General features: G+C 69.6%; 23 protein-coding genes and 1 pseudogene. 13 read left to right on the top strand and 11 right to left on the bottom strand.

Annotated features, from left to right (window positions below; all coding sequences use genetic code 11):
* Positions 1-34: 34 nt before the first annotated feature.
* The 6 genes from BCEP18194_RS20650 to BCEP18194_RS20625 all read right to left on the bottom strand — a co-directional run bounded on the left by BCEP18194_RS20650 (position 35) and on the right by BCEP18194_RS20625 (position 7,506).
* Positions 35-928, bottom strand: coding sequence for a polysaccharide deacetylase family protein (locus BCEP18194_RS20650; protein WP_011353199.1), 894 nt, complete (start codon positions 926-928; stop codon positions 35-37).
* Positions 925-3,396 carry an MMPL family transporter gene (locus tag BCEP18194_RS20645; RefSeq protein ID WP_011353198.1) on the bottom strand — a complete coding sequence of 824 codons (2,472 nt, stop codon included), beginning with the start codon at positions 3,394-3,396 and terminating at the stop codon, positions 925-927. The genes BCEP18194_RS20650 and BCEP18194_RS20645 overlap by 4 nt, the downstream gene beginning before the upstream one ends.
* Positions 3,396-4,058: an outer membrane lipoprotein carrier protein LolA gene (locus BCEP18194_RS20640; protein ID WP_011353197.1), complete on the bottom strand. Its 663-nt coding sequence runs from the start codon at positions 4,056-4,058 to the stop codon at positions 3,396-3,398. The genes BCEP18194_RS20645 and BCEP18194_RS20640 overlap by 1 nt, the downstream gene beginning before the upstream one ends.
* Positions 4,055-5,038: an acyl-CoA synthetase gene (locus BCEP18194_RS20635; RefSeq protein WP_011353196.1), complete on the bottom strand. Its 984-nt coding sequence runs from the start codon at positions 5,036-5,038 to the stop codon at positions 4,055-4,057. Before BCEP18194_RS20635 ends, BCEP18194_RS20640 begins: the two co-directional genes overlap by 4 nt.
* The gene (locus BCEP18194_RS20630) at positions 5,035-6,789 is read right to left on the bottom strand and encodes an acyl-CoA synthetase family protein (RefSeq protein WP_011353195.1); all 1,755 of its coding nucleotides are present in this window, start codon (positions 6,787-6,789) and stop codon (positions 5,035-5,037) included. The genes BCEP18194_RS20635 and BCEP18194_RS20630 overlap by 4 nt, the downstream gene beginning before the upstream one ends.
* A gap of 63 nt (positions 6,790-6,852) precedes the next feature.
* Positions 6,853-7,506, bottom strand: a complete 654-nt coding sequence (locus BCEP18194_RS20625) for a membrane protein (RefSeq protein ID WP_011353194.1) — start codon at positions 7,504-7,506, stop codon at positions 6,853-6,855.
* A 572-nt stretch (positions 7,507-8,078) separates the two neighbouring features.
* On the opposite strand from BCEP18194_RS20625, the gene BCEP18194_RS20620 reads away from it, so the two are divergent.
* The 5 genes from BCEP18194_RS20620 (at position 8,079) to BCEP18194_RS20600 (ending at position 12,415) form a co-directional block, all read left to right on the top strand.
* The gene (locus BCEP18194_RS20620) at positions 8,079-8,339 is read left to right on the top strand and encodes a phosphopantetheine-binding protein (RefSeq protein ID WP_041493123.1); all 261 of its coding nucleotides are present in this window, start codon (positions 8,079-8,081) and stop codon (positions 8,337-8,339) included.
* Positions 8,340-8,449: 110 nt separating this feature from the next.
* Complete coding sequence (fabG, locus tag BCEP18194_RS20615) at positions 8,450-9,166, top strand: 3-oxoacyl-ACP reductase FabG (RefSeq protein ID WP_011353192.1); 717 nt, start codon at positions 8,450-8,452, stop codon at positions 9,164-9,166.
* 87 nt (positions 9,167-9,253) lie between these two features.
* A complete protein-coding gene (locus BCEP18194_RS20610) occupies positions 9,254-10,549 on the top strand; it encodes an endoribonuclease L-PSP (RefSeq protein WP_041492957.1) in 1,296 nt (431 codons plus the stop codon).
* A gap of 125 nt (positions 10,550-10,674) precedes the next feature.
* Positions 10,675-11,457, top strand: a complete 783-nt coding sequence (locus BCEP18194_RS20605; RefSeq protein ID WP_011353190.1) for a glycosyltransferase family 2 protein — start codon at positions 10,675-10,677, stop codon at positions 11,455-11,457.
* Between the two features lie 196 nt (positions 11,458-11,653).
* The gene (locus BCEP18194_RS20600) at positions 11,654-12,415 is read left to right on the top strand and encodes a M48 family metalloprotease (protein WP_011353189.1); all 762 of its coding nucleotides are present in this window, start codon (positions 11,654-11,656) and stop codon (positions 12,413-12,415) included.
* 100 nt (positions 12,416-12,515) lie between these two features.
* Here the strand turns inward: BCEP18194_RS20600 and BCEP18194_RS20595 are convergent, their stop codons facing one another.
* Genes BCEP18194_RS20595 through BCEP18194_RS20580 form a run of 4 tightly spaced genes read right to left on the bottom strand, consistent with a single transcriptional unit; the run spans position 12,516 to position 17,252 of the window.
* Positions 12,516-14,228, bottom strand: a complete 1,713-nt coding sequence (locus BCEP18194_RS20595; protein WP_011353188.1) for a lactate permease LctP family transporter — start codon at positions 14,226-14,228, stop codon at positions 12,516-12,518.
* Between the two features lie 50 nt (positions 14,229-14,278).
* Positions 14,279-15,724: a LutB/LldF family L-lactate oxidation iron-sulfur protein gene (locus tag BCEP18194_RS20590; RefSeq protein ID WP_011353187.1), complete on the bottom strand. Its 1,446-nt coding sequence runs from the start codon at positions 15,722-15,724 to the stop codon at positions 14,279-14,281.
* A complete protein-coding gene (locus BCEP18194_RS20585) occupies positions 15,721-16,455 on the bottom strand; it encodes a LutC/YkgG family protein (RefSeq protein ID WP_011353186.1) in 735 nt (244 codons plus the stop codon). The genes BCEP18194_RS20590 and BCEP18194_RS20585 overlap by 4 nt, the downstream gene beginning before the upstream one ends.
* On the bottom strand, positions 16,452-17,252 hold the full coding sequence (locus BCEP18194_RS20580) for a (Fe-S)-binding protein (protein WP_011353185.1): 801 nt from the start codon (positions 17,250-17,252) through the stop codon (positions 16,452-16,454). Before BCEP18194_RS20580 ends, BCEP18194_RS20585 begins: the two co-directional genes overlap by 4 nt.
* Before the next feature lie 134 nt (positions 17,253-17,386).
* Between BCEP18194_RS20580 and BCEP18194_RS20575 the strand changes: the two genes are divergently transcribed.
* The 6 genes and pseudogenes from BCEP18194_RS20575 to BCEP18194_RS20555 all read left to right on the top strand — a co-directional run bounded on the left by BCEP18194_RS20575 (position 17,387) and on the right by BCEP18194_RS20555 (position 22,976).
* On the top strand, positions 17,387-18,103 hold the full coding sequence (locus BCEP18194_RS20575; RefSeq protein ID WP_011353184.1) for a FadR/GntR family transcriptional regulator: 717 nt from the start codon (positions 17,387-17,389) through the stop codon (positions 18,101-18,103).
* A 225-nt stretch (positions 18,104-18,328) separates the two neighbouring features.
* The gene (locus BCEP18194_RS20570) at positions 18,329-19,954 is read left to right on the top strand and encodes a phospholipase D family protein (RefSeq protein ID WP_011353183.1); all 1,626 of its coding nucleotides are present in this window, start codon (positions 18,329-18,331) and stop codon (positions 19,952-19,954) included.
* Positions 19,955-20,103: 149 nt separating this feature from the next.
* Positions 20,104-20,877, top strand: coding sequence for a class II aldolase/adducin family protein (locus tag BCEP18194_RS20565; RefSeq protein WP_011353182.1), 774 nt, complete (start codon positions 20,104-20,106; stop codon positions 20,875-20,877).
* A 367-nt stretch (positions 20,878-21,244) separates the two neighbouring features.
* Positions 21,245-21,679 carry a CHRD domain-containing protein gene (locus BCEP18194_RS20560; RefSeq protein WP_011353181.1) on the top strand — a complete coding sequence of 145 codons (435 nt, stop codon included), beginning with the start codon at positions 21,245-21,247 and terminating at the stop codon, positions 21,677-21,679.
* 17 nt (positions 21,680-21,696) lie between these two features.
* Positions 21,697-21,876: pseudogene (locus BCEP18194_RS39955) on the top strand (zinc ribbon domain-containing protein); the annotation flags it as partial.
* 137 nt (positions 21,877-22,013) lie between these two features.
* The gene (locus tag BCEP18194_RS20555; RefSeq protein WP_011353179.1) at positions 22,014-22,976 is read left to right on the top strand and encodes an alpha/beta hydrolase; all 963 of its coding nucleotides are present in this window, start codon (positions 22,014-22,016) and stop codon (positions 22,974-22,976) included.
* On the opposite strand, the gene BCEP18194_RS20550 is transcribed toward BCEP18194_RS20555, so the two are convergent.
* Complete coding sequence (locus BCEP18194_RS20550; RefSeq protein WP_011353178.1) at positions 22,946-23,788, bottom strand: EcsC family protein; 843 nt, start codon at positions 23,786-23,788, stop codon at positions 22,946-22,948. The two genes, BCEP18194_RS20555 and BCEP18194_RS20550, sit on opposite strands and share 31 nt — an antisense overlap.
* A 107-nt stretch (positions 23,789-23,895) precedes the next feature.
* Between BCEP18194_RS20550 and BCEP18194_RS20545 the strand changes: the two genes are divergently transcribed.
* Both BCEP18194_RS20545 and BCEP18194_RS20540 read left to right on the top strand, forming a co-directional pair.
* Entirely contained in the window at positions 23,896-25,491 is a 1,596-nt protein-coding gene (locus BCEP18194_RS20545; protein WP_011353177.1) for an MDR family MFS transporter, read from the top strand.
* A 26-nt stretch (positions 25,492-25,517) separates the two neighbouring features.
* Positions 25,518-25,964 (top strand): MarR family winged helix-turn-helix transcriptional regulator, encoded by a 447-nt coding sequence (locus tag BCEP18194_RS20540; RefSeq protein WP_011353176.1) that lies wholly within the window; start codon positions 25,518-25,520, stop codon positions 25,962-25,964.
* Positions 25,965-26,007 lie beyond the last annotated feature (43 nt).

Genomic DNA, 26,007 nt, shown 5'->3' with positions numbered 1-26,007 from the left:
GCCGCAGCAGGGCTGGCAGGCGCGCCGCTCGAAGTCAGATTTTATCAAACGGGTGGGCCGAGCCGGCCGGCTCGGCCGGCCCGCCGGGCGGTTCCGGCGCGAGCGCCGCGCGCAGCGTGGTCCAGTGCAGTTGCGCATCGACGGCCGCGCGCAGCACCGCCTGCAGCACGTCGAGCACGACCGGTTCACCGCGCGCGTCACGCGCCGCATGGCCGTCGTGCACGAGCAGGATGTCGCGTGCCGCGAGACCGTGCAGCAGGCGGCGCGTGACGGTCGCGGCATCGCGTGCGCGCGTGTCGAAACCGCGCCGCGTCCAGCTGGCCAGCTGCAGGCCGAGTTCGCACAGCACCGGTTCGAGAAACGGGTTGCGCAGGCCGGCCGGCGCGCGGAAGAACAGCGGGCGCGTGCCGGTGAGCTCGGTCAGCGTCTGCTGCGCGGCCGCGATCTCGCGCCGCAGCGCGGCGGGCCCCGACAGCGAGAATGTGTGCCGGTGCCGCTGGCTGTGGTTTTCGATCGCGTGACCGCGCGCGACGATCGCCTCGATCCAGCGCGGATGACGGCGCGCGAGATCGCCGATGCAGAAGAACGTCGCGCGCGCATCGTAACGGTCGAGCAGGTCGAGCACGCGCGGCGTGACGTCCGGGTCCGGGCCGTCGTCGATCGTCAGCGCGATGCGGCGGCCCGCACCCGGTGGCAGGTGCGTCCAGTTCGGGCCGAGCAGCGTGCTGCGCGGCCACAGGCCGGCGGCGGTCAGCGCAAGATGGGACGCGACCACGCCACCGACCGCCCACGGCCACGCGGCCGGCTGCGCGACGACGGCGGCGGCCGCGCCCGCATGCAGCGCGGCCGTGCCCGCGATCAGCGGCGTCGGCTTCCAGCGGCGCGCATCGCCGGGCTGTCGCGACGGAACGGACGACGGCGCGCTCATGCGCGGCCTCCTTGATGACGGTTGCCGGTTGCGGACGCAGCCTCGCGCGGCGCAAGAATCGCCGCGAACGCGAGCGCGAGCATCGCGCCCGGGCCGACGGTCAGCCCGAAGGTTTCGAGTAGCGGCACGTGTGACAGCGCCAGCAACCCGAAGCCCGCGACCGTCGCGAGGTTCGCGATCAGCAGCGACACGAGCGTGTACGGCGTGACGGGCTGCGCGTCGTCGCGCTTGCAGAAGAACAGCGCGTAGTTCGAGCCGACCGCGACGATCAGCAGCATCCCGACGAGATGCAGGATCGTCAGTTGCACGCCGGCGAGCGCGAAGCCGGCCGTCACGACCAGCACGGCCGCGACGAGCGGCGCGAGCGCGCGCACGACGCGACGCGGCGAGCGCAGCGCGATCAGCAGCAGCACGGCGATCGCGGCGAAGCCCGCGAGCGACAGCCGGATGTCCTCGTGCACGTAGCTCACGTACAGGCGATCGGCTTCGGCCTTCATGTCGACGAACAGCGCATCGGGCACGCCCGCGCGCGCGACGGCCGCGCGAATCGGCGTCGCGTCGAGACTCGATGCCGGTTGCGCGGTGCGAGCGGCGTCCGGCGCGCGCAGCGGCAGCATCGCGCTCCAGCGGCCGTCGCGTTCGGTCAGCAGCGCATCGACGGCGAGCGCCATCGACGTGCCGCGCAAGTCCGCGCGCGTGAGCAGCGGCGCGTGGCGCGCAGCCCCGACGTCGGTGATGAACGGCGCGAACAGGTCGGGCTTGACCGCGATCGGCTGGTTCGCGACGGCGTCGTGCATCCGCGCGGCGAGCGCGCCGGTATCCGGCAGGCTCGCCCGGCGCGCGCGCTGCGCGGCGTCGCTCGGCAGGTAGCGCGCGGGGCTTTCGAAGCCGGCGAGCGCGCCCTGGTCGACGAGCGGTTGCAATTGCGCGGCCACTTTTTCGGCACCTTCGAGCGCGGCCTGTTCGGTCGATGCGGCAATCACGACGAGGTAGCGCACGTCGGGTGCGCCGACGTCCGCGCGCAGCCGTGCGTCGAGCGCCTGCGCTTGCGCCGGCACGGGGCTGAGCGCGGCGAGTTCGCGGCTCCACAGGCCGTCGCGATGCAGCACGAGCGTCGCGCCCGCGGCGATCACGAGCACGGCGAGCGGCCAGCGCAGCCGCGGCGCGGCGTCGGCTGCGCGCGCGAGCACGGCGCCGACGCGTGACACGTCGCGGATCGCGACATGCTCGCCGCGCAGGTGCGGCAGCACGAAGCGCGTGACGAGCGCGGCGGCCGTCAGCCCGACGATCGAGTACAGCCCGAGCTGCACGAGGCCCGGAAATCCGGAGAACAGCATCGACGCGAAACCGCACACGGACGTCAGCACGCCGAGCCGGATCGTCGGCCAGTACGCGGCGACCCATGCGCGCGTCGCGTCGGCCGGGCGCGCTGCGCCGCGCGTGCCGGCCTGCGCCGACTGCACGAACAGGTAGATCGAATAGTCGACGGCTTCGCCGATCAGCGTCGTACCGAAGCCGAGCGTCAGCCCGTGAACCGTGCCGAACGCGAGGCTGACCGCCGCGATGCCCGCCGCGACACCCGTCAGCACCGGCAGCAACCCGAGCGCGAGCGTGCGCGGCGAGCGGTACAGCGTCAGCAGCAGTGCGACGATCAGCACGACGCTCGCCGTCGACAGCCGTTCGACGTCGTGCCGGATCGTGTCGCGCGTGTCGACCGAGAACACACCGGGCCCCGTCATCGCGAGCGTGGTCGCGGCGGCATTCGGCATGGCCTGCTTCGCAGTGGCGAACGCGCGGCGCACGGTGTCGATCGCGCGGGCCTGGGCGTCGGTATCGGAACCGGCGGCGGCCGTCTGCACGACGAGCACCGCGCGCGTGCCGTCGCGCGACGCCCACACGCCGTCGCGGCTCGCCGGTTCCGCCGCGCTGTCGAACTGGTCGACGAGCGTGGCGACTTCACCGGTCGGGTCGCGCGGCAGCATCGCCTTGGCCACGAGGCCGGCCGACGAGCTCAGCAGGTCGAGGCTGTCGCCGAGCGCCTGATGCAGGCCGGCGGCGCTGAAGCGCTGCGGCGTGACGGCCGGGCTCAGCAGGTAGCGGTGATCGAAGATGAACTGGCGATCGCGCGCGTCGTTCGCGGCTTCGCCGTTGTGAACGGCCGCGAACTGCGGATCAGTGTGCAGCGTGCCGGCGACGCGTCGCGACAGCGCGGCGCGCGTGGTGGCATCGCCGCCGTCGATCGCGACGAGGATCAGCCGCGACACGATGCCGTCGCGCAACTGGTCGACGAGCACGCGCTGCCCGGCGCTCGGCGCACTCGGCAGGAACGCGGACAGGTCGGCCGTGAAGTGCGCACGCCCGATCGCGACGCCGCACGCGACGAGCACAAGCAGCCACACGAGCACCGCGCGCTGCCGCAGCGCGTGCAGGCGGTGGGCGACGGGTGAGGATCGTGTGCGTTCGTCCATCAGTTGGCGTTCGCCGGAACGGGTTGCAGGCGCATCACCGAACGGTCGCCGTCGGCCTGCCGGATCGCGACGCTGCGCAACACGTCGCGCGTGCCGTCGAGCGTGATCGTGCTGACAACCTTCAGCATCCGCGAGTCGAGCGGCGTGAGCGTCAGCGTCCAGTCGTCGCCGCGCCCGGCGAGCGCGACCTTGTACACCTGTTCGAGCGCGAAGCGGTTGCCGGCGAGCGTCGCGCGGATGCTGTCGATGAACGCGCCGAGTTCCGGATAGCGTGCGAGCGCGAGCGTGTACTTGCGGTTGTTGCGCTCGACGGTGAGCATGTCGCCGTCGACGACGAGGTGTTCGGGCTTCGGGCTCAGCGTGTGCTTCTCGAGATGATCGGGCGCGACGAATACAAGTTCGCCTGACGATTCGACCGGCTGCGTCGCGATCGATAGGTACTTCGTCTCGGTGAACGTCGCGCGTCCCGACTTGTGCTGTGCGAGCGTCGACATCAGCCGGTCGAGCGTCCACGCGGGCACCGTATCGGCCGCCTGCACGGGCGCGGCAGCCAGCGCGATCGCGGCGGGGGTTGCCGCGACGGCGACGGCGACGGCCAGCATGCGGACGGCACGACGCAGCGCGGACGGGAGCGTGGGCAGGCGGCGGCGAACGGCGGTCATGCGTCGGAATCCCTCGTGGCGGACAGGCCGGCACCGGCGCGCGCCGCGTCGCTGCGCGCGGTCACGGTCGCGGCATCGCCGCCTTGCCAGAAATCGAAATAGTTGAACCAGTTGTACGGTGCCGCGCGGCAGTACTTGTCGAGCAGCGCGACGTAGCGCGCGAGCGCCGCGTCGACGGCCGCCGCGCGTGCGTCGCGCCGCACGTCGGAGAAATCGGCGAGCGTCTCGAAGTGCACATCGTAGCGGTTGCCGTCGCGATAGAGGCCCGTCATGAAGATCACCGGACGCTTCAACATCGCGGCCATGTAGAGTGGCCCGAGCGGGAACGCGGCCGGCGCGCCGAGCAGCGGCAGCCGCCGCAGCGACGCGGCCGCGTCGTCGAGCAGCGTGCGGTCGGCGAGCATGCCGACCATGCAGTTCGCGTCGAGGCGCTCGCGCACCTTCAGCATCGAGTCGACCTGCCCGAGCGGAATCACTTCCGGCTGCGCGGCGGGATTCACCGCGGCGAGCGTTGCATTGATCTTGCGCGCGTTCTTCTCGTACATCGTCACGACCACGCGCAGGTCCGGGTGCGTGCGGCCGATCGCGCGCACGACCTCGAAGCTGCCGAGGTGCGCGCCCATCAGGAATGCGCCGCGTCCGCCCGCGAGTGCGTCATCGACGAGCGTTTCGCCGTGCAGCCGGATGTCGAACAGGTCGAAGCGCCCGTTCATCAGGTAGATGCGATCGTGGATCGTTGCCGCGAACGTGAACACGTGCCGGTACACGTCGCGCCAGCGCGCGGGGCGGCCGAGCACGCGGCGCAGGTAGTCGCGCGATGCCGCGCATGCGACCGGCGAGAACAGCACGAAATACGTCGCGATCAGGTGCAGCACGACGCGCGCGCGCTGCCGGCCGAAGCGCAGCGAGATCCACGTCATCGCGCGCAGCAAGCCGGCATTGCTGCGCTCCTGGCGTTCGGCCCACGCGGTGCGCTTCATGGCTGCGCGCCATCCTGCGCGGCCGGCGGTGCGGACAGCACACCGCTCGCAACTTCACGCGCCCCGGCGCGCAGCGTGAAGCGGATCGCGCCGCTGGAGGCCGCGTCGTAGGCGAGATCGAGCGGTTCGCCGGGGGCGACCGGGCTCAGGAATTTCGCGGACCCGAGCCGCCACGTGTGCAGCGGGCGGTTCAGCGCCGTGCCGATCGCCTGGATCGCGTGATCGAGCAGCACGACGCCCGGCACGACCGGATGGCCGGGGAAGTGGCCTGGCAGTGCGGGGTGATCGGCGGGGATCGTGAACCCGAGCGCGGGTGCAGGCGCGGGCGTGCCGGCCGGGTCGCATACGGGCGTCGGCGCGGCTGCGGTGCGCGCATGTTGCGCAACGAGCGCGGCGAGCACGTCGCGCGGCAGCTTGCCCGTTTCGTTGCGCGGCAGCGCGTCGACGAACACGAGCGGGCGCGGCATGAACGCGGGGTCGATTCGCTCGCGCAGCGCGCGCTGCAGGTCGGCTGCCGCGAGCGTCGGTGCGACGACCAGCGCGACGAGACGCGTGACCGGTTCGAGGCCCGCGTCGGCGTGTGCGGGCGCGGCTTCGTCGGGCATGAAGAACACGCCGTCGATCACCTGCGGAATCGCATTGAGCTGATGGTTCAGGTACGCGAGCGACGTGCGCTTGCCGGCGATGTTGACGAGGTCGGCCTTGCGGCCGTGCAGCAGGAACCGGCCGTCGCCGAGCAGTTCGAGCGCATCGCCCATCGGCACGGGCGCCTCGACGTGCCCGCCCGACACCCAGATCGTTGGCTCGCCGTCGTCGCTCTCCGGGTCGTCGCGCGCGTCGAGCCGGATATCCGGAAACAACGCCCACGTCGCGCCTTGCGACGTGCGGCGCGTGGCGATCTGGCCGGTTTCGGTGCTGCCGTAGATCTCGACGAGCGGCGCGTCGAGCGCGGCCTCGGCTTCGCACGCGAGCTTTTCCGACAGCGGCGCGGTGGCCGACAGCACGAGCGCCGCGGGTGGCAGCGCATGGCCGGCCGCCAGCAGCGCACGCAGGTGGATCGGCGACGTGACGAGCACGCGCGGCTGCGGGATCGCGTCGAGTTCGTCGCGAATGTCGACCGGGTAGAACGGCTGGCGGTTGCTGAACGCGAGGCCGCCGATCAGCGCGAGCAGCACCGTCGACTCGAAGCCGTACATGTGCTGCGCGGGCACCGTGCCGATCAGCGTGGCCGCGCGGCCGTCGAGCAGCCCGAGGCGGTCGGCCGCCGCGCGCACGCAGCCGACCAGGAAGCCCCAGGTCTTGCGGTGCGGCACCGGCGCGCCGGTCGAGCCGGACGTGAACACGTAGGCCATGATCCGCGCCGCATCGATCTGCGGCACGACGAACGGCGCATCGCTCGCGAGCGCGCCGGGGGCGGCATCGGGGTACGCGAAGCGCGGCAGGTCGATCGCGCAGTCGGGCGCGTCGTGCAGGCAGAACGCGTCGGGCGCGAACGAGGCGAGCTGGCGGACCATTTCCGGCGTGTGCGTCGACGGCAGCAGGCTGATCTTGCCGGCCACGAGCGCGGCGCACAGGCTGACCGCGAAGCGGTAGCGGTCGCGGCACACGTTGAACACGTGGCCGCCGGTGGGCAGCGCGGCGGCCACGCGTGCGACGTCGGCGACGAACGCGCGCACGGTGACGGGCGCGCCGTCGCGCCAGGCGATCGTCTGGTCCGGAGACGAATGAAAAACCAGCGGGTGAGTCGGCATAAATCGGTCAAAACGGGAGCGAAGGCCGGTGCGCCGCACGGCGGCGCCGCGCCGGCCGTGAATTCATCGTGACGGCTGCGATGCGTGGGTCGTCGCGCGATACGCGCGCACCGCATCGACCATGCGCGGCCGCGCTTCGTGCGGCAGTGCGAAGCGCCGGCACGCATGCTCGGCGGCGAACATCACGGCGACGAGCGGCAGCGACAGGTAGTTCGCGAACGTCGACCACGTGACGATCGGCGCGGTCGCGAACAGCAGCGTCGACACGGCGGCGATCGCGACGAAGAACAGCGTCCATGCGAGCGTGATCCGCCGCGTGTAGCGCGCGACGGCCGGCGTGATCGTGCCGTGGATCATCGTCGCGAAGCGCGTGCACAGCGGCACCTGGCCGGCCGCGAGCGTGCGGCCGAACAGCAGCGCCATCGCGAGGTTGAAACTTGCGTGTTCCAGATACAGGCCCCATTCGAAATGCCGGGCGAGCGGCACGCGCGTGGCCCACAGCGCGGCGGCGGCAAGCAGCCACGCCGGCACGAGCCACGCGCGATGCGGCGAGCGCAGCGCCGCGCCGAGCGCGAGCAGCAGCGGCGGCACGAGCGCCATCGCGAGGCCGAAGCCGTGCGCGCCGGGCGTCGCGGCCGCGTAGTGCGCGCCGGCCTGGTATGCCGCGACGGCGCCGACTGCGGCGAGGCCGCGCGCGACGGGCAGCAGCCGGCTCATCGGCGGCCTCCGCACACGCGGCGCACGAACGCGCGACCGGCGGCCGGGCGGCAGCGGACGGACGGGCGAACCGGAACGGAGCGGAAGGACGGGCGCGGCATGACTGGCGACATCGGGCGGATCGTGGCCGGACGCGGTGGTCAGGCCGTCAAACATCATATGAATGGCGGCCGGGACGCGGGTCCGGGCCGGTGGTCGGGCACGCTCATTTTAGGGCCGCGGCACCGCGTGTTCGGGGCGGGCGCGAACGGGTTTTGTAACCGATTGTATGGCGCCGGACGAACGGTTTCTCGGGGTCGGTCCATTTCCATCCAAAGCGGCTCAAGCGTCTCGTGCATTCGGGTCCCGAAACCGGCCGCGGCGCGGGCTCGCCAGTCTGTAACCATTGGCGGTATACGGCCCGATACCCCTTCGTCTAGAATCCGCGTAACTTTTACAAACGATCCCCAAATAACGCAGGCGGGGACGCCGGCAGACGCCGAAGGGACGGAGATTCGCACGCGCCGGGCGTGCATGGCGATTGCCGTTTCCGGGCGCCTTCCGCTGCCACGGGCCGCCTGCCCGCACGCATGATGAACGCACTGGAACAAGAGCTCGCCACGCTGATCATCGGCGAACTGAATCTCGAAGACGTCCCGCTCGAAACAGTGACGGCCGAGACCCCGCTGTATGGCGAGGGTTTCGGGCTCGACTCCATCGACATCCTGGAAATCGCCCTGCTGATCTCGAAGAAATACGGCTTCGAGCTGCGTTCGGACAATCCGGACAACCAGAAGATTTTTGCGACGCTCGGTGCACTGGCTGCGTACGTCGCCGGGCACCGCACGAAGTGACGGCGTCGCGCACGGGCGCGGCGCGCAGATGATGACGGCACGCGGCCGCGATCGGCAGACGATACGCGGCCGCGTCGATCAAGGTGGAACGCGATGAACGGAGCAATTCGATGCGGGCGCTCGTGACGGGCGGCAGCGGCGCACTCGGGCAGGCGATCTGCACGGCGCTCGCGCAGGCCGGCCATGAAGTGTGGGTGCATGCGAACCGCCATCTCGCGCAGGCGGAGGCGGTCGCGCAGCAGATCGTCGCGGCCGGCGGCACCGCGCACGCGATCGCGTTCGACGTGACCGACGCCGATGCGACGCTCGCCGCGCTGCAGCCGTTCATCGACGATGCGCCGGTGCAGATCCTCGTCAACAACGCGGGCATTCACGACGACGCGCCGATGGCCGGCATGTCGCGCCGGCAGTGGCACAGCGTGCTCGACGTGACGCTCAACGGTTTCTTCAACGTCACGCAGCCGCTGCTGTTGCCGATGATCCGCACGCGGCGCGGACGGATCGTCAACATCGCGTCGGTGGCCGGCGTGACCGGCAATCGCGGGCAGGTCAACTACGCGGCCGCGAAGGCGGGGCTGATCGGCGCGACGAAGTCGCTGTCGCTGGAGCTCGCGTCGCGCGGCATCACCGTGAACGCGGTCGCGCCCGGCATCATCGAATCGCCGATGGCCGAACAGGCGTTTCCCGCGGAACGCATCAAGCAGCTCGTGCCCGCGCAGCGCGCGGGCCGGCCCGACGAAGTCGCGGCGATGGTCGCGTACCTGGTATCCGACGCCGCGGCCTATGTGACGGGGCAGGTGCTGTCCGTCAACGGCGGGCTCGCATGACGAAGCGCGCAGCGTCGGCGTGACGTAACGCAACGCGGCGCAGGCCGCGATGTTGCGCGGCCTGCGCCGCATAGTGAGGAAATCGAAGTGTCCGTGCATCCAGTCGACGCCGAACGGCGCCCGTGTTCCCTGTCGTCCTCTGCCGAGCCGGTCGTGCGCGGACGGACGACGGCCGGGCCGGCCGCATCGCGATCGGGCGAATCGCTCGCGCGCGGCGACGACCGCGCACTGCGGCTCGTCCGGATGAGCCATGCGCGGCTTGCCGCGTTGCTGGACGATGCGCGTGGTCGTGGCGACGGATTCGAGCGCGCGTTTCCGGGCGCATTGGGTGCGGTGTGCATCGGCGCGGCCTGCCTTCAGGACGAATCGCACGCGGACGCGGCGGCACGGATGCTGGCCGATGTCGTGCCCGGCCTGCCGATCGCGCCGGTGCCGATGGCGCTGCTCGGTGCCGGCATCGCGCCGGACGACGCCGTCTGCGAAATCTGGCAATGCGATGCGCACGACCTGCGCAGCGAACGGCGCGGCGCGCTGCACTATCGGTACAGCGAAACGGCGGGCCTCGTGTTCGGCAGCATCGTCGTGCAAGAAGAAGCACATGAGGCGAACGAAGCGCCCGACGGCGGCACACCGCTCGAACGCGCGACGCACGACGCGTACCGCGCCCTGTTCGACGTGCTCGATTCGCTCGGCATGCCGCATCCGCTGCGCATCTGGAATACCGTGCCGGCGATCAACGCGGTGCAGTTCGGGATCGAGCGCTATCGTCAGTTCAATATCGGCCGTCAGCACGCGTTCGACGCGTGCCGCCGCGCGCTGACGGGCGGCGTGCCGGCCGCATGCGCGCTCGGTTCGGTCGTGCCGGTCGCGGGCGATGCGTCGCCGGCCGCGCCGCTCGCGATCCACTTCCTCGCGAGCCGTACGCCGGCCGATCCGGTCGAGAACCCGCGCCAGGTCAGCGCGTATCACTATCCGGCGGAGTACGGCCCGCGCGCGCCGACGTTCGCGCGCGCAGCCGCATGGTCGGAGGGCGACGCCGCGCCGGTGCTGTTCGTATCGGGCACCGCGAGCATCGTCGGGCACCGCACCGTGCATCACGGCGACGTCGTCGCGCAAACGCGCGAGACGGTCGCGAACCTCGCGGCCGTGCTCGAGCAGGCCGCGCGCCAGGGGCACGGCCCGTTCTCGCTCGCCGACCTGAGCTATCGCGTCTACGTGCGCGATGCCGGCGATACCGAGGCATTGGCCGCGATCGAGCGCGTGCTGCGCGAGGCGGCCGGCCCCGGCGTGCGTCCGCTCGTCGTTCATGCGGACGTGTGCCGCGACGACCTGCTGGTCGAGATCGAGGCCAGCGCGGGTCATGAGGAGGCGTGGCTGTCATGAAGCGAGAAAACCTCACGATCGAGCAACCGGCCCCGCACGCGGGCGACGTCGACGAAGCCTGCCGGCGTTCGCCGGCAAGTCATAAACTTTTGTCAGGATCCCCGTCTTCGCAATCGGCCGTTTCCATGTCCAAGCTGCACGCCTCGTCCACCCATCTCGTCCTGATTCCGAGCTACAACCCGGGCACCAAGGTCGACACGACCGTGCGCAATGCCCGTGCGCAGTGGAATCCGGTGTGGGTCGTCGTCGACGGCAGCACCGACGGCAGCGCCGAACAGTTGCAGGCGATGGCCGAGCGCGACCCGGGCTTGCGCGTGATCGTGCTGCCGGAGAATCGCGGCAAGGGCGCCGCGGTGCTCGCCGGGCTCGACGCGGCGGCCGCGAGCGGCTTCACGCATGTGTTGACGATGGACTCCGACGGCCAGCATCCGGCCGACCTGATTCCCGCGTTCATGGGCACGTCGCAGGCCGCACCCGACGCGATGGTGCTGGGCGTGCCGAAGTTCGACGCGAGCGCGCCGCAGTTGCGCGTGCAGGGCCGCCGGCTGTCGAACGCATGGGCCGACCTCGAGACGCTGTGGGCCGGGATCGGCGATTCGCTGTACGGGTTTCGCGTGTATCCGGTCGCGCCGCTGGCCGCGATCATGCGCCGCCAGCCGTGGATGCGCGGCTTCGACTTCGATCCCGAGGCGGCCGTGCGGCTGTGCTGGGCCGGCGTGCGGCCGATCCGCATCGACGCGCCGGTGCGCTATTTCGGCCGGCACGAGGGCGGTGTCTCGCACTTCCATTACGGCCGCGACAACGCACTGCTCGCGTGGATGCACCTGCGCCTGTTCACCGGCTTCGCGGTGCGGCTGCCGATGCTGGTCGCGCGGCGGCTGACGCGGCGCCACGACCAGACCGCCTGAACGGGCCCGCCTTCCATTCCGATCGTCGCCCGGTTGCGGCGATTGCGCTGCTTTTTGTCGTCAATCCCGCGATGGCGTGCCGCTTCGTTCCAATCCGACCGGTAATGAACGTGTCATCGGATGTAAACATCTGGTAATTTTCTGCCGGATTATGCAAAATCGCCGCTCCCAAATACAACTATCGAGGGATTCCGGGATGCAACTCAAGAAAGCGGTGGCAGCGTGTGGCGTGGCGTTTCTGTTGAGCGCGTGCGGCGGGGTACAGAGCCTTGACGCGAACAGCCTGACGTCGGCGGGGACCAGCCTGTACAAGGCAGCGACGCTGTCGGATGCCGACATCGCCGCACTGTCGAATGACTCGTGCAAGTCGAGCGACGCCGAATCGAAGATCGCGCCGGCGAACAGCGCGTACGCGAAGCGCCTGACGAAGGTGATGAAGGGCTTCGGCGACATGACGCTGAACGGCCAGAAGATCAACTACAAGGTCTACATGACCAAGGACGTCAACGCGTGGGCGATGGGCAATGGCTGCGTGCGCGTGTACAGCGGCCTGATGGACCAGATGAACGACGACGAGCTGCGCGGCGTGATCGGCCATGAAATGGGCCACGTTGCACTGGGTCACTCGAAGAAGGCGATGCAGACGGCCTACGCGGTCAGCGCGGCGCGCACCGCGGCCGGCGCGGCATCGCCGGGCGTGGCGGCACTGTCGAGCTCGCAGCTCGGCGACATCACCGAGAAGTTCATCAACGCGCAGTTCTCGCAGACGCAGGAAAGCGCGGCCGACGACTACTCGTTCGACCTGATGAAGCAGAAGGGCATGAACCAGAAGGGCCTCGTCACCGCGTTCCAGAAGCTCGCGAAGCTCGACGGCGGCCAGAGCTCGATGATGAGCTCGCACCCGTCGTCGGCGAGCCGTGCGCAGCACATCGAAGATCGCATCGCGAAGGGCAGCTGATCGCGCAACCGAGCGCCTGCCGCGGCGGGCGATCGACCGGCGAAATGAAAAACCCCACGCTCTTCCGGGCGTGGGGTTTTGTTTTTGGGGCGTACGCTGCTTACGGCACCATGCCTGGCAGCACGTACGCCTGCGCGAGCGTGATCAACCCGACGATCACTGCGAACAGCAGGCTGTGCCGCACCGTGAAGCGGAACAGCTCGGACTCCTTGCCGACGAGGCCCGTCGCCGCGCAGGCGACCGCGATCGATTGCGGCGAGATCATCTTCGCAGTCACGCCGCCGGTCGTGTTCGCGGCCACCGCGAGCGTCTCGGGCACGCCGAGCTGATGGGCCGTGGCCTGCTGCAGCGAGCAGAACAGCGCGTTCGACGACGTGTCCGAGCCCGTCAGGAACACGCCGAGCCAGCCGAGGAACGGCGAGAAGAACGGGAACGCGGCGCCGGTCGCAGCCAGCATCAGCGCGAGCGTCGACGACATCCCCGAATAGTTCGCGACGAACGCGAACGCGAGCACCAGGCCGATCGACAGGATCGGGCGCGTCAGCTCCCTCAGCGTCTCGCCGAACGTGACGAGCGCGTCGCGCGGCTTCATCCGCAGCAGCGCCATCGAGATCAGCGCGGTCACGAGGATCGCGCTGCCCACCGCCGACACGAGATCGATCTTCAGCACCGCGTCGAGCGCCTTCGGCGTTACGGCGATCGGCGCGGTCTTCACGACGAGCTGGTCGAGCCCCGCCACATGGAACTTCAATACGGTCGACGCGAGTGCACCGTGAGCAGCGAACAGCGCCTTGAACGGCGCAATGCTCCACACGGTGACGACGGCCGTCAGGATCAGGAACGGCGACCACGCGCGCACGGTTTGCGCGAGCGTGTACGGCGACGCCTGCCGGCGCGTGCCGGTGCCGAAGCCGTTGCCCGAGCTTGCGCCGCCGAAGCCCGCGAGCGCGGCGCCGCCGCCCGACGCGACGAAGCCGTCGGCCGTCTGCTTCGCGGTGCGCGGCTGCCAGACCTTCAGGAACGCGGCGAGCGCGACGAGGCTGACGAGCGACGACGTGATGTCCGGCAGCTCGGGCCCGATGTGGTTCGACGTGAAGTACTGCGTCACCGCGAAGCTGCCGCCCGCGACGAGCGCGGCCGGCCAGGTCTGTCGCACGCCGCGCAGGCCGTCCATCATGAACACGAGCCAGAACGGCACCGCGAGCGACAGCAGCGGCAACTGGCGGCCGGCCATCGCGCCGATATGGAACGGGTCGATGCCCGTCACCTGCCCGGCGACGATGATCGGGATGCCCATCGCACCGAACGCGACCGGCGCGGTGTTTGCAATCAGACACAATCCCGCCGCGTGCAGCGGCTTGAAGCCGAGGCCGACGAGCAGCGCGGCCGTGATCGCGACGGGCGCGCCGAAACCGGCCGCGCCTTCGAGGAACGCGCCGAACGAGAAGCCGATCAGCAGCATCTGCAAGCGCTGGTCGTCGGTGATCGACAGCACGGACGCGCGAATGATGTCGAACTGGCCGGTCTTCACGACGATCTTGTACAGGAACACGGCCGCGACGATGATCCACGCGATCGGCCACAGGCCGTACGCGACGCCGAAGCCGGCCGCCGCGAGCGCCTGCGGCAGGGGCATCCCGTACGCGAGGATCGCGACGCCGAGCGACAGCAGCAGCGTGATCGCCGCCGCGACGTGGCCCTTGAGCCGCAGCGCGGCCAGCGCGACGAAAAAGAAGATGATCGGGATTGCGGCGACGAACGCCGACAGCCCGAGGCTGCCGAGCGGGGTGTAGATCTGATGCCAGGCCTGCATGGATGTCTCCTCCATAGGTTTTTGTCGGTACGGCTTGAAAAACGAAACGGCTATTCGGGCTGGCCGCGTGCGCGCAGCAGGTCGGACAGGCTGCGCGGCGCCGGTTCGAGCGGCGTGCGGTGCTGCGTCCAGCCCATCTGTTTCGCGGGCGTCAGCGCACGCAGCCGGGTTGCGGTCCAGCGGAACGCGCGGTACGCGCGTGGATGTGCGAACGCGCCCGACCAGAAGCGCCACACGAGGTCTTCCGCGCGGTTGTAGTTCGCGCCCTGGCCGCGCAGCGGATGCGCGACGGGTTCGTCGGGCTTGCGGTTCGCTTCGGTGCGCAGCCGCACGAGCAGTTGCGGGATCGGAATTCGCACCGGGCACACCTCGCCGCATGCGCCGCACAGCGTCGATGCGGTCGGCAGGTCGGCCGTCGCGTCGAGGCCGAGCAGGTGCGGCGAGATGATCTTGCCGATCGGGCCCGGGTAGGTCGTGCCGTATGCGTGGCCGCCGATGCGCGTATAGACGGGGCAGTGGTTCATGCACGCGCCGCAGCGGATGCACTGCAGCGTCGCGCGCAGCTGTTCGTCCGCGTAGGCCTGCGTACGGCCGTTGTCGAGCAGCACGAGGTGCAGCTCGCGCGGGCCGTCGCGTTCGCCGTCGCGGCGCGGGCCCGAGATCAGGTTGAAGTAGGTCGTGATCGCCTGGCCGGTGGCCGAGCGTGTGAGCAGGCTCGACAGCGGCACGATGTGCTCGAGCTTCTCGACGACCTTCTCGATCCCCATGATCGCCACGTGCGTGTCGGGCACCGTCGTCGACAGGCGACCGTTGCCCTCGTTTTCGACCAGCCACAGCGTGCCCGTGTCGGCGGCCGCGAAGTTCACGCCCGACAGGCCGATGTCCGCCTCGGCGAACGCGCGGCGCAGCGCGCGCCGGCCGGTCTGGATCAGCTCGTCGACGTCCTCCGTGTAGCGCGTGCCGGGGATGTGTTCCTCGAACAGCTCGGCGATGTCGCCGCGCGTCTTGTGGATCGCCGGCATCACGATGTGCGACGGCTTCTCGCCCGCGAGCTGCACGATGAATTCGCCCATGTCGGATTCGATGCAGTCGACGCCGTGCTCCGCGAGGTAATGGTTCAGCTCGATTTCCTCGCTCGCCATCGACTTGCCCTTGATCACGCGGCGCGCCTTCTTCGCCTGCGCGATGCCGAGCACGATCGCGTTTGCGTCGGCCGCCGTCTCGGCCCAGTGCACGTGCACGCCGGCTTCGGTGAGCTTCGTCTCGAGCCGTTCGAGCAGCGCGGGCAACTGCGCGAGCGCATGCTGCCGCACCGCTTCGCCGAGGTCGCGCAGTTGCTGCAATTCGGTGTCGTCGGGGAATTGCGATGAACGCTTGCCTTGCAGGAAGTCCATCGCGCCACGAAAGCTCTGGCGCAGCGCGGGATCGTCGAGCGCGGCGCGCGCGCGGGCCTTGAAGTCGCCGGGGGCGACGAATTGCACAGTGTGGTCGCTCATCGCGGGAAGTCCTCGCTGGCGGTGGCGGCCGGGCGGGCGGCTGCCGTATCGGTGACGATCACGACCCACAGACGGCGTGGGCCGTGTGCGCCATACGCGAGCGTCTGCTGGATGTCGGAGGTCTTCGACGGGCCCGACACCAGCACGAGGTTGGTCGGCATGCCGGCGTGCCAGCGCTCCGCGTGCACGGCCGCGTGCAGGTCCGGATGCAGCGTGCTCGCATGAACGAGCGCGACATGCAGCGGCGGCACCAGCGACACCGTGCGCGGCGTGCCGGCATCGGGTGCGAGCACGACGGTGCCGGTGGCCGCGATTCCCGAGCGCGCGACGGTGAAGCCCGCGTCGATCGTGTCGAACAGTTCGGTCTTCCACGCGTCGATCGGCCGGTCGAACGGCACGGGCGCGACCGTGTCGGGCAGCGCGCGGGCGAGCGCCGCGGATTCGGCGCGAGCCGGGTCGAGCAGCAGGCGGCGCACGCCGGCGTCGGCGAGCCGTGCAGCGAGTTGCGCGGGCCATTCGTCGCCGGTCGCGCACCAGACCTCCGCGTGCGACGCGGTGAGCGCGGCCTGCATCGTGTGGGCAAGCGTGTGCGGATCGTGCGCGGCCTCGTTCTGCGCGCGGCGCGTGTCGTAATGCGTGTCGATGCGTGCGTCGAGCGTGGGGGCGGCCGCTGCCGCGACACCCGGGGCGGCGGCGCGCAGCCGCTGGAGGATTGCGTCGCGCGCGCTCATTGCTTGTCTCCGCGCAGCGATGCGGCGCCGGCCGTGCGGCGCCACAGGAAACTGGCGAGGTGCTCGACCGGCAGCGGCGCGCCGGCCTTGTCGGCCGCGTGGCCGATGTTCAGCAGGCAGCCGCAGTCGGCGGACACGAGCCGGTCGCAGCCCGTCGCGCAGGCCGACGCGACCTTGTCGCGCACCATCGCGCCCGAGATGTCCGGGTGTTTCAGCGAGAACGTGCCGCCGAAGCCGCAACATTCGGATTCGCGTTCGTGTTCGATGCGCGTCACGCCCGGCAGTGCGTCGACGAGGGCGACGCCGTGGCCACGGGTACCCATCTCGCGGCGAGCCGCGCACGACGTGTGCAGCACCACGCTCTCGTCGGCGCCGGCCGGCGCGGCGAGCGCATCGAGCCGCACGTCGAGCACGTGCACGAGGAATTCGGTGAGTTCGTAGGTCCGTTCCGCAATCGCACGGGCCTTGGGGCCGTGGACGGGATCGTCGGCGAACAGCGCCGGCCAATGGTGCCGGATCATTCCGCCGCACGAGCCGGACGGCACGATCACGGGCCACGGTTGCGCGAACAGGTCGAGCTGCGCGGCCGCGACGCGGCGCGCTTCGTCGGGATTGCCGCTGCTGTAGGCCGGCTGCCCGCAGCAGCTCTGGCCGCGCGGATAGTGGACGGTCAGGCCTTCGCGTTCCAGCAGGCGGACCGCGTCGAGCCCGGCTTCGGGGACGAACAGGTCGACCAGGCAAGTCGCGAACAGGTAGACGTTCGCGGGGACGGCGGCGGGGTACTGCCTTTCGTTCATGTCTCGCTCCAGATGCGACGGCCCGGCATGCGGATGCGGGACGACGATTTCGCTGCATAATTCCCGCGACGGCGCCGTAGCTCAAATTGGTTGGGCCAATCGGCGCGGCACGCATTCCGCAGGGAGACGCGACGATGGCAGCGATGACGGCACGGGGCCGGACCGAAGTGGTGATGCGCAAGATCGAGACGGCGCTGCTCGACGGCACCTGGCCGGCCGGCGCGCGTCTGCCGGCCGAGCGCGTGCTCGCGCAGGAATACGGCGTCGCGCGCAATACGGTGCGCGAGGCGACCCAGCGGCTCGTCGCGCGCGGGCTGCTGCAGAGCCGGCGCGGCGCGGGCGTCTACGTGACCGACCAGTTGCGTGCCGGTATCGCGTCACCGTGGGGCCAGCTGGTTGCCGATCATCCGGCGCTGCGCGACGACATCCTCGAGTTCCGCCGCGTGCTCGAAGGCGCGACCGCCTATTTCGCCGCGCTGCGCGCCGATACGAACGACCGGCGCCGGATCCGTACGCTGCTGCGCGAGCTCGAAACCGCGCACGCGAACGGCGCCGCGGCCGTCGAAGCCGCGACCGACGCGAAGCTGCACGAGGCGATCGCGCTCGCGTCGCACAACACGATGTTCCTGCACCTGCATACGAGCGTGATCGGGATGCTGCGCGAACACATCTCGATCAACGTGGCGGGCATGACGACGCACGACGAGCAGGCGTCCGAGCTGCTGTTGCTGCAGCACCGCGTCGTGTGCGAAGCCATCTGCGCACAACGTCCCGAAGAGGCGCGCACCGCGATGCAGACGCACATCGACTACGTGCGCAGCCATTTCGAGCGCAGCGGCGACGGAGCCTGAGATTGGTCGGACCGCTTCGACGCGTGGCCCGTGCGGCGGGCACCTCCGGTGCGGCGAGGCATCGATGCCCGGCAGGCGGGTTCCCGTCCGCGGTCCGAAGCCGTCGGCGCTGCCCCGCGCGATTGACCGGTTCATCGGGCGCCCTCTAGAATCGGCCGGAACCGCGCGCCAGCCGCGCGTCGCGGCGCATGCGGGCCCTTTGTTCCGCCAGTCGAGGAAGTTTCCGTGTTCACCTCTTTGATCCGGCGCGCATCGGCCGCGCTGTCGTGGCGCGCCGCATGCCGCCCGGCCCGTGCGCTGGCCGCCGGCGCACTGCTGTCGCTCGTTGCCGCCTGCGCGACGCATCCGCCCGCCACGACGCTCGAGCGCCCGGTCTCCCACGCGTTGCCGCCCGATACCGCGACGCCGCTGCACGACGCGCTGGCCGCGCCCGAGGCCGCGCATCCGGGCCAGTCCGGTTTCCGGCTGCTGCCGGAAGGCGCCGAGGCGCTGCAGATGCGCATCGCGCTCGCACGGGCCGCGACGAAGACGCTCGACATGCAGTACTACATCGCGACCGAGGACACCACCGGCAAGCTGCTGCTCGCCGCTGCGCTGTACGCGGCCGATCGCGGCGTGCGCGTGCGGATGCTGGTCGACGACCTGAATTTCCGCGACATCGATCGCATCATGGCCGCACTGAACACGCACCCGAACATCGAGATCCGCGTGTTCAACCCGTTCGGCGCGACGCAGCACGGCATGGTCGAGCGCACGGCCAACTTCTTCACGCGCATCGACAGCTTCACGCGCCGGATGCACAACAAGGCGATGATCGCGGACAACCAGATCGCGATCGTCGGCGGCCGCAATCTCGGCGACGAATACTTCAGCGCGAGCCCGACGCTGCAGTTCCGCGATCTCGACGTGCTGGCCGCCGGCCCCGTGACGAACGACGTCTCGGCGAGCTTCGACACGTACTGGTCGAGCGCGAGCAGCTATCCGCTGAGTGTGCTGAATCACCAGTCGTTCGATCCGAAGGACCTCGACGCGACGCGCGACGAGCTGCGCAGCCATTGGCGCCAGAACGCCGAACCGTACAACGCGAAGCCGCTGAACGCGACGCCGCTCGCGCAGCAGATTGCGCGCGACGAGCTCGCGCTCGTATGGGCGCCGGCCGAGTTCAAGGTCGACGCGCCCGACAAGGTCGCGCGGCCGACCGACGCATACGTGAGCCCGCCGATGCAGCGCCTCGTCGAGCTCACGCGCGGCGCGCAGCAGGAATTCCTCGCGTTCTCGCCGTATTTCGTGCCGCACGACGCGGGCGTGAAGATCCTCGGCGAGACGACCGCACGCGGCGTGCGGGTCGCGATTCTCACCAATTCGCTCGCCGCGACCGATGCGGTCGCCGTGCAGGCTGGCTACGGGCCGTATCGCGTGCCGCTGCTGCAGCACGGCGTCGAGCTGTACGAGTTCAAGGCCCAGCCGGGCCGGCAGCGCGCGCGCCTGTTCGGGTCGCGCTCGCGGGCGAGCCTGCATGCGAAGGCGTACGTGATCGACCGGAAGATCCTCGTGATCGGCTCGATGAACCTCGATCCGCGGTCCGCGCACCTGAATACCGAACTGGCGCTCGTTATCCACAGCCCGGCGCTCGCACAGCAGGTCGCGACGATCTTCGCGCGCGTGACGCAGCCGGACGACAGCTACCGCGTGAGTCTCGTGACGCCGGCGAACGGCGGGTCGCCCGAACTCGAATGGACGGGCATCGACGACGGCCGGCCGACCACCTATCACGTCGATCCGCATGCGGGGCTGCTGCGCAACCTGATGACCGGCATGTTCATGCTGCTGCCGGTCGACGACCAGCTTTAAGGGGACGGAAGCGCTCCGGCTAAACCCGCGTTTCCGGTGCGCGGGGAATGGTGATATGGTTGTGCGCGCAACTAATGTGGCGCGCAAGTCGGTGCCGCCAGGCGGCCCGTACCACGCGGGCCGCGCACACCCGTAACCGGAGTTCCCCCATGCAACGTGTCCCGAACCAGCCGTTCACGCGTCCCGCCCGTTTCTCCGAAGCCGAATGGCAGGCGCGCGTGCAGCTCGCGGCGGCTTACCGCATCTTCGATCATCTCGGCTGGACCGAGCTGATCTACAACCATATCTCGCTGCGCGTGCCGGGCGAGGACGGGCATTTCCTGATCAATCCGTTCGGGCTCCATTACCGCGAGGTGTGCGCGTCGAACCTTGTGAAGATCGACATCGACGGCAACGTGATCGGTCATTCCGACTGGCCGATCAATCCGGCCGGCTTCACGTTCCACAGCGCGATCCATGCGGCGCTGCCCGATGCGCACTGCGTGATGCACGTGCACACGACACCGACGATGGCCGTGTGCTGTTCGCGCGACGGGCTGTCGTTCTCGAACTTCTATTCGGCGCAGCTGTACGGGAAGATCGCGTATCACGACTTCGAGGGCATCACCGTGCATCTCGAAGAGGGGCGGCGCATCGTCGAGAGCGCCGGCGGGCGGCCCGTGCTGCTGTTGCGAAACCATGGGCCCGTGACGATCGGCGCAACACTTGCGCAGACGTTCTCGCTGATGTGGCTGCTCAATCGCGCGTGTGAGGTGCAGATCGCCACGCATGCGATCGGCGATGCGTTGCCGATTGCGCCGCCCGTGCTCGAAGGGTGCGTGCGCGATTCGCTGAATTTCGATCCGAAGCATGGCGCGGGGCAGGATGCGTTCGACGCGCTGCAGCGTATCGTCGACTGCATCGATCCCGGCTATCGCGCGTGATGTGACGCGGCGCGATCGCTTCGTCATGCTTGATACGGTGTGAACCGGACCCGACTGGGGCGTGCGCAAAAAAAACGCGGCCGGGCGGCCGCGTGAATACTCGCAGACTCCTTCGGACGAAGGAAACAAGCAACTGTGAGACGAAGTGTAGCGAAAGGCTGCGCGCGGATTCAGTCACCGGGCTGCAAAGGTCCATTCCAGGTTGACGCAGACTGACGCGTCGCACGCCGCGCGAGCGGGCCGGCCGGGCGCGATGCGGCGATTCGCTGCATGGCCGTTCGGTGGGCTCCCGGCGCGGCGGCGATCGACTACCATCATGTCTGGCGCCCCCGCTCGGGCGGCGTACAACGTCGTACAAGGAGAGTCCATGCTCAAGCTGCGTTTGCTCCAGGTCGCGTTACTCGCGGGCGTGCTGGCCGCCGGCAGCGCCGCTGCCGAAACGGTGCGCCTGTCCGCCAATCTCCAGCCGTCGAGCGAAGTGCCGCCGACGGCGACCAAGGGCTCGGGCGACGTCGAGGCGACCTACGACACGGCCACCCACATGCTGCAATGGAAGGTCACGTACGAACACCTCACGGGGCCGGCCACCGCCGCGCACTTCCACGGGCCCGCACCGGTCGGCCAGAACGCCGGCGTGCAGGTGCCGATTCCGAAGGACGAACTGGCGAGCCCGATCAACGGTTCGAAGGAACTCACCGACGCGCAGGTCACCGACCTGATGGGCGGCAAGTGGTATTTCAACGTCCATACGAAGGACCACCCGTCCGGCGAGATCCGCGGCCAGGTGATGCCGGCGAACTGAGTGCCGGCGTTTGATCCGTGAGCGCCGGAAATCGGCAGACGCAGGCGGCATTCCGCTGTGTCGGGTGCGGGCATGAGGGCCATGCCGATGTGGTCGGTGCGATCAACATACTGGCGCGGGGGCACCGCGTTGCAGCCTGTGGAGAGCCGGTGCAGTCGGGCCGCTCCGTGAAGCAGGAACCCGCCGAGGCGATCTGAGACAAGCATCATCGTTTCAAACGCGGTAGGAATCCCGAGCCTTCAGGCGCGGGAGGATGTCAAGTAGAGGCACTTGTCGAGCGGTGCGGGAACGTTCGCACGTACCATCGTCACACTGTGATTACGGAGTGCGTCCGATGAGTTGGCAAAGCAAGTTCGCCTGCTGGCTGCTGCGCTGGCAGTTCCGGCCCGAGACCACGCGCGAGGTGCTGGATCCTGCCCGCGCACGGCGCTTTACCGACCTGCGGATGGTCGTGCCGCGCCGTGCGCCGTCGGGCTACCGGCTGCGCCAGTGCTATGGCCCGGGCGACGCGCCGCTGCGCGGCGAGTGGCTCGAACGCACCGACGCGGGCGCGGGCCGCGGGCCCGGCCGCACGCTGCTGTACTTCCACGGCGGCGGCTATTACTTCTGTTCGACGAAGACCCACCGTCCGCTCGTGTTCGGCCTGACGAAGCGCGCGGGCGTGCGCTCGTTCTCGCTCGACTACCGGCTGGCGCCCGAAAACCGCTTCCCGGCCGCGCTCGACGATGCGCTGGCCGCGTACCGGCAACTGCTGGCGCTCGGCACGCCGCCCGAGTCGATCGTGCTCGGCGGCGATTCGGCGGGCGGCGGCCTTGCGCTTGCGACGCTCGTTGCGCTGCGCGACCGCGGCGAGCCGCTGCCGGCCGGCGCGATCCTGTTCTCGCCGTGGACCGACCTGGCCGCCACCGGCGCCACGCTGCGCACGAACGACGGCGCCGATCCGATGTTCGCGGGTGCGGCGCTGCCGAAGGCCGCGAAGCTGTACCTGGGCGACGAGCCCGGCACGAATCCGTACGCATCGCCGCTCTATGCGGATTTCGCGGGCCTGCCGCCGCTGTATATCCAGGTCGGCAGCACCGAGGTGCTGCTCGACGATTCGCGCCGCGTCGCCGAGAAGGCAAAGGCGGCCGGGGTAGCGGTGGAGATCGAGGTGTGGCCGGACATGCCGCACGTGTGGCAGCTGTACGCGCCGATGGTGCCCGAAGCGCGCGACGCGCTCGACCGCGCGGCCGCGTTCCTGCGCCGCGTCGCGGTCGAACGTGCGGTTCAGCGGGCCGGCGAGGCGTCGATCGCCTGATAGGCGGCCTTGACGGCCACCGAGCCATACTTGCGCTCGAGCCGGCGCACGGTGAAGTGGCCGTGCGCCATCTGCTGGAAGTGGTCGATGAACAGCGTATTGACGGTCGCGCCGAGCACGGCGCCGATCGCCGGAATCGACTTCGCGGCCATCTGCTCGGTCACCTGCACCGAGAAGCGCGACGCCACCGTCTGCACGAGCTTGAACACGGCCGCCGAGCTGTGCGCGGCGATCCCCTTCGTCGTGATGTCGGACGATGCCTTCGAGATCGCCTGCGCGAGCGCGCCGCGCAGCACGAAATAGCCGAGATCGGCGTCCTCTTCCTGCTTGTCCGGATTGCCGCCCATGCCGAGCACGGCCAGGCATTGCAGCTGCGTATCGACCGAGCTCAGGTCTTCGCCCTCGCTGCGTGCGATGTCGCACACCGAGCGGAAGATCAGCGTGGTCGTGACCGGCAATTCGACCGGCAGCGCGAGAAAGCCGAACGCACCGCCCGCCGCGCCGGTCGTCGCGACCGCGAGCTTGTGCAGCAGGTTGCTCGGCTTGTCGGGCTCGGCGTCGGGCGCGGGTGGCTTGCCGAGCGTGCGCAGCGCGATGTTCAGGCACTTGCGCAGCGCGAGCTGGGTCGCATCGTTGATCTTGCCGGTCGCGAAATCCGGCAGCCGGGCAATCATTTTCTCGACCGGCGCGCCGAGCATGCCCGTCAGCTTCATCGTCAGCGACGGGCTTTCGAGCACCTGCTTCGCGCGCCACAGCGCGTCCCGATCCTCCGGCGACAGCGTGGTCGCGGGGGTAATTGAAATCGGTTCCATCTTTCTCCTTGGCGGTCTGGTTCGATTTGACCGTCGTCAGCCTAGATTACTCCGGCGTGCTAGAATTTTGAGATTGTTTGACACGTCAAAAGTTGCGCCAACAAAAAATGGCCGTCCATACTGCCGCCCACCATTCAAGCGGGCAAGTCCTGCCATTCCGCGAATCGCTGCTGGCGATGATCGGGATCTCATTTGTCACCATGCTGGTCGCGCTCGACCAGACCGTCGTCGGCACCGCGCTGCCGACCATCGTCGCCGAGCTCCGCGGATTCGACCTGTACGCATGGGTCGCGACCTCGTACCTGCTCAGTTCCGTGATCACGGTGCCGATCTTCGGCCGGCTCGGCGACTATTACGGCCGCAAGCCGTTCGTCATCGCGTCGATCGTCGTGTTCACCGCCGCGTCCGTGCTGTGCGGGATGGCGAACGACATGCTGATGCTCGTGCTCGCGCGCGGGCTGCAGGGGATCGGCGGCGGGATGCTGGTCGGCACCGCGTTCGCATGCATTCCCGACCTGTTCCCCGATTCCGTCGTGCGGCTGCGCTGGCAGGTGCTGATGAGCTCCGCGTTCGGCATCGCGAACGCGGTCGGCCCGTCGCTCGGCGGCGTGCTGACCCAGTCGTTCGGCTGGCGTTCGGTGTTCTATGTGAACCTGCCGGTGGGCCTGCTGTCGCTGCTGTTCGTGTGGCGCTACTTGCCGCACCTGCGCCACGTCGCGCACGATCGCAAGATGCGGCTCGACTGGCCGGGCGCGTTGCTGATCGCGCTGTCGCTCGGCGCGCTGCAGCTGTTCGTCGAATGGCTGCCGAAGTACGGCGTCGCGAGCTGGGCGTCGCTGCTGCTCGTCGTCGCGGTCGCGGCCGGTTTCGGCCTGTGGCGCTGGGAGAAGCGTTGCGCGCAGCCGATTTTGCCGTTCGACATGTTCGGCAACCGCGCGCTGTCGGCGCTCTTCGTGCTGGCGATCCTCGCCGGCTTCTCGATGTTCTCGCTGTTGTTCTACGCGCCGCTGCTGTTCCAGGGCGGGTTCGGGATGTCGCCGAAGGAAGCGGGGCTCGTGATCACGCCGCTCGTCGTGTTCATCACGATCGGCAGCATCATGAACGGCCGGGTCGTCACGCGCATCCGCAATCCGAACGCGATGCTGCACGTCGGCTTCGTGCTGTTCGCGATCACCTGCGCGGGCATCGTCGTGTCGACCCACACGACGCCGAAGTGGGTGCTGATGGCGCTGATGGTCGCGGGCGGCATCGGGCTCGGCTTCGTGCTGCCGAACCTCACCGTCTTCGCGCAGCAGACGGCCGGCCGCGAGCATCTCGGCATCGCGACCGCGCTGCTGCAGTCGCTACGGATGGTCGGCGGGATGGTCGGCACCGCGCTGACCGGCACCCTCGTCAACCAGATGTATTCGAGCGGCGTGCGCAGTGCGCTGTCGGCCGATCATGCGATGCAGTGGCATGCGCAGCTCGCCGATCCGCAGATCCTGATCGATCGCGCCGCGCAGGGCGGTCTCGTCGCGGAGCTGACGCGTGCCGGGCATAATGGCGCGCTGCTGCTGGAAGCGGCCCGCGAATCGCTCGTCGGCGCGATTCACCTGGGCGTCGCGATGGCGGCTGTCGTCGCCGTGGTGTCGGTGTGGCAGTGCCGCCGCGTGCCGCCGATCGCGTTGCGGCACAAGATCGAACCGCATGTCGCGGCCGACTGAACGATTGAACGAGTAGAACTGAGCGCATGGAAGAACAGGACCGCGTCGCGATCTTGCAGCAATTCGGACGCACGTATCGCGCGTTCATGACCGCGTTCGAGGCGCACGTCGGGCAACCGATGCCGCGCTGGCGCATCATGGTCGCATTGCACACGATGGGCGGGCATTCGTCGCAGAAGAAGCTCGTCGAAGTGCTGCGCGTCGATCCGGGCGCGCTCACGCGCCAGTTGAAGTCGCTCGACGCGCTCGGCTGGATCCAGCGTGAATCCGACGCTCGCGACAATCGCGTGACCAACGTGACGCTGACGGACGACGGCCGCGCCGCGTTCGACGCGTGCCTGCCGCGCCGCAAGGCGTTTCTCGAACAGACGATGGCGCAATTGCCGGACGACGTGCTGAATTCACTGTCGGGCGCGCTGGCGATGCTGGAGTCGCGAATCGCGGACGTCGGCTCGGCGCCGGTCGCGCGCTGAAGCACGGGCAGGGCGGCGCGCATACGCCGCCGGCCCGGCCCTT

Origin of the sequence: Burkholderia lata, from assembly GCF_000012945.1 — a bacterium.
Lineage (GTDB): Bacteria > Pseudomonadota > Gammaproteobacteria > Burkholderiales > Burkholderiaceae > Burkholderia > Burkholderia lata.
This window is presented reverse-complemented; position numbering and strand designations above follow the sequence as displayed.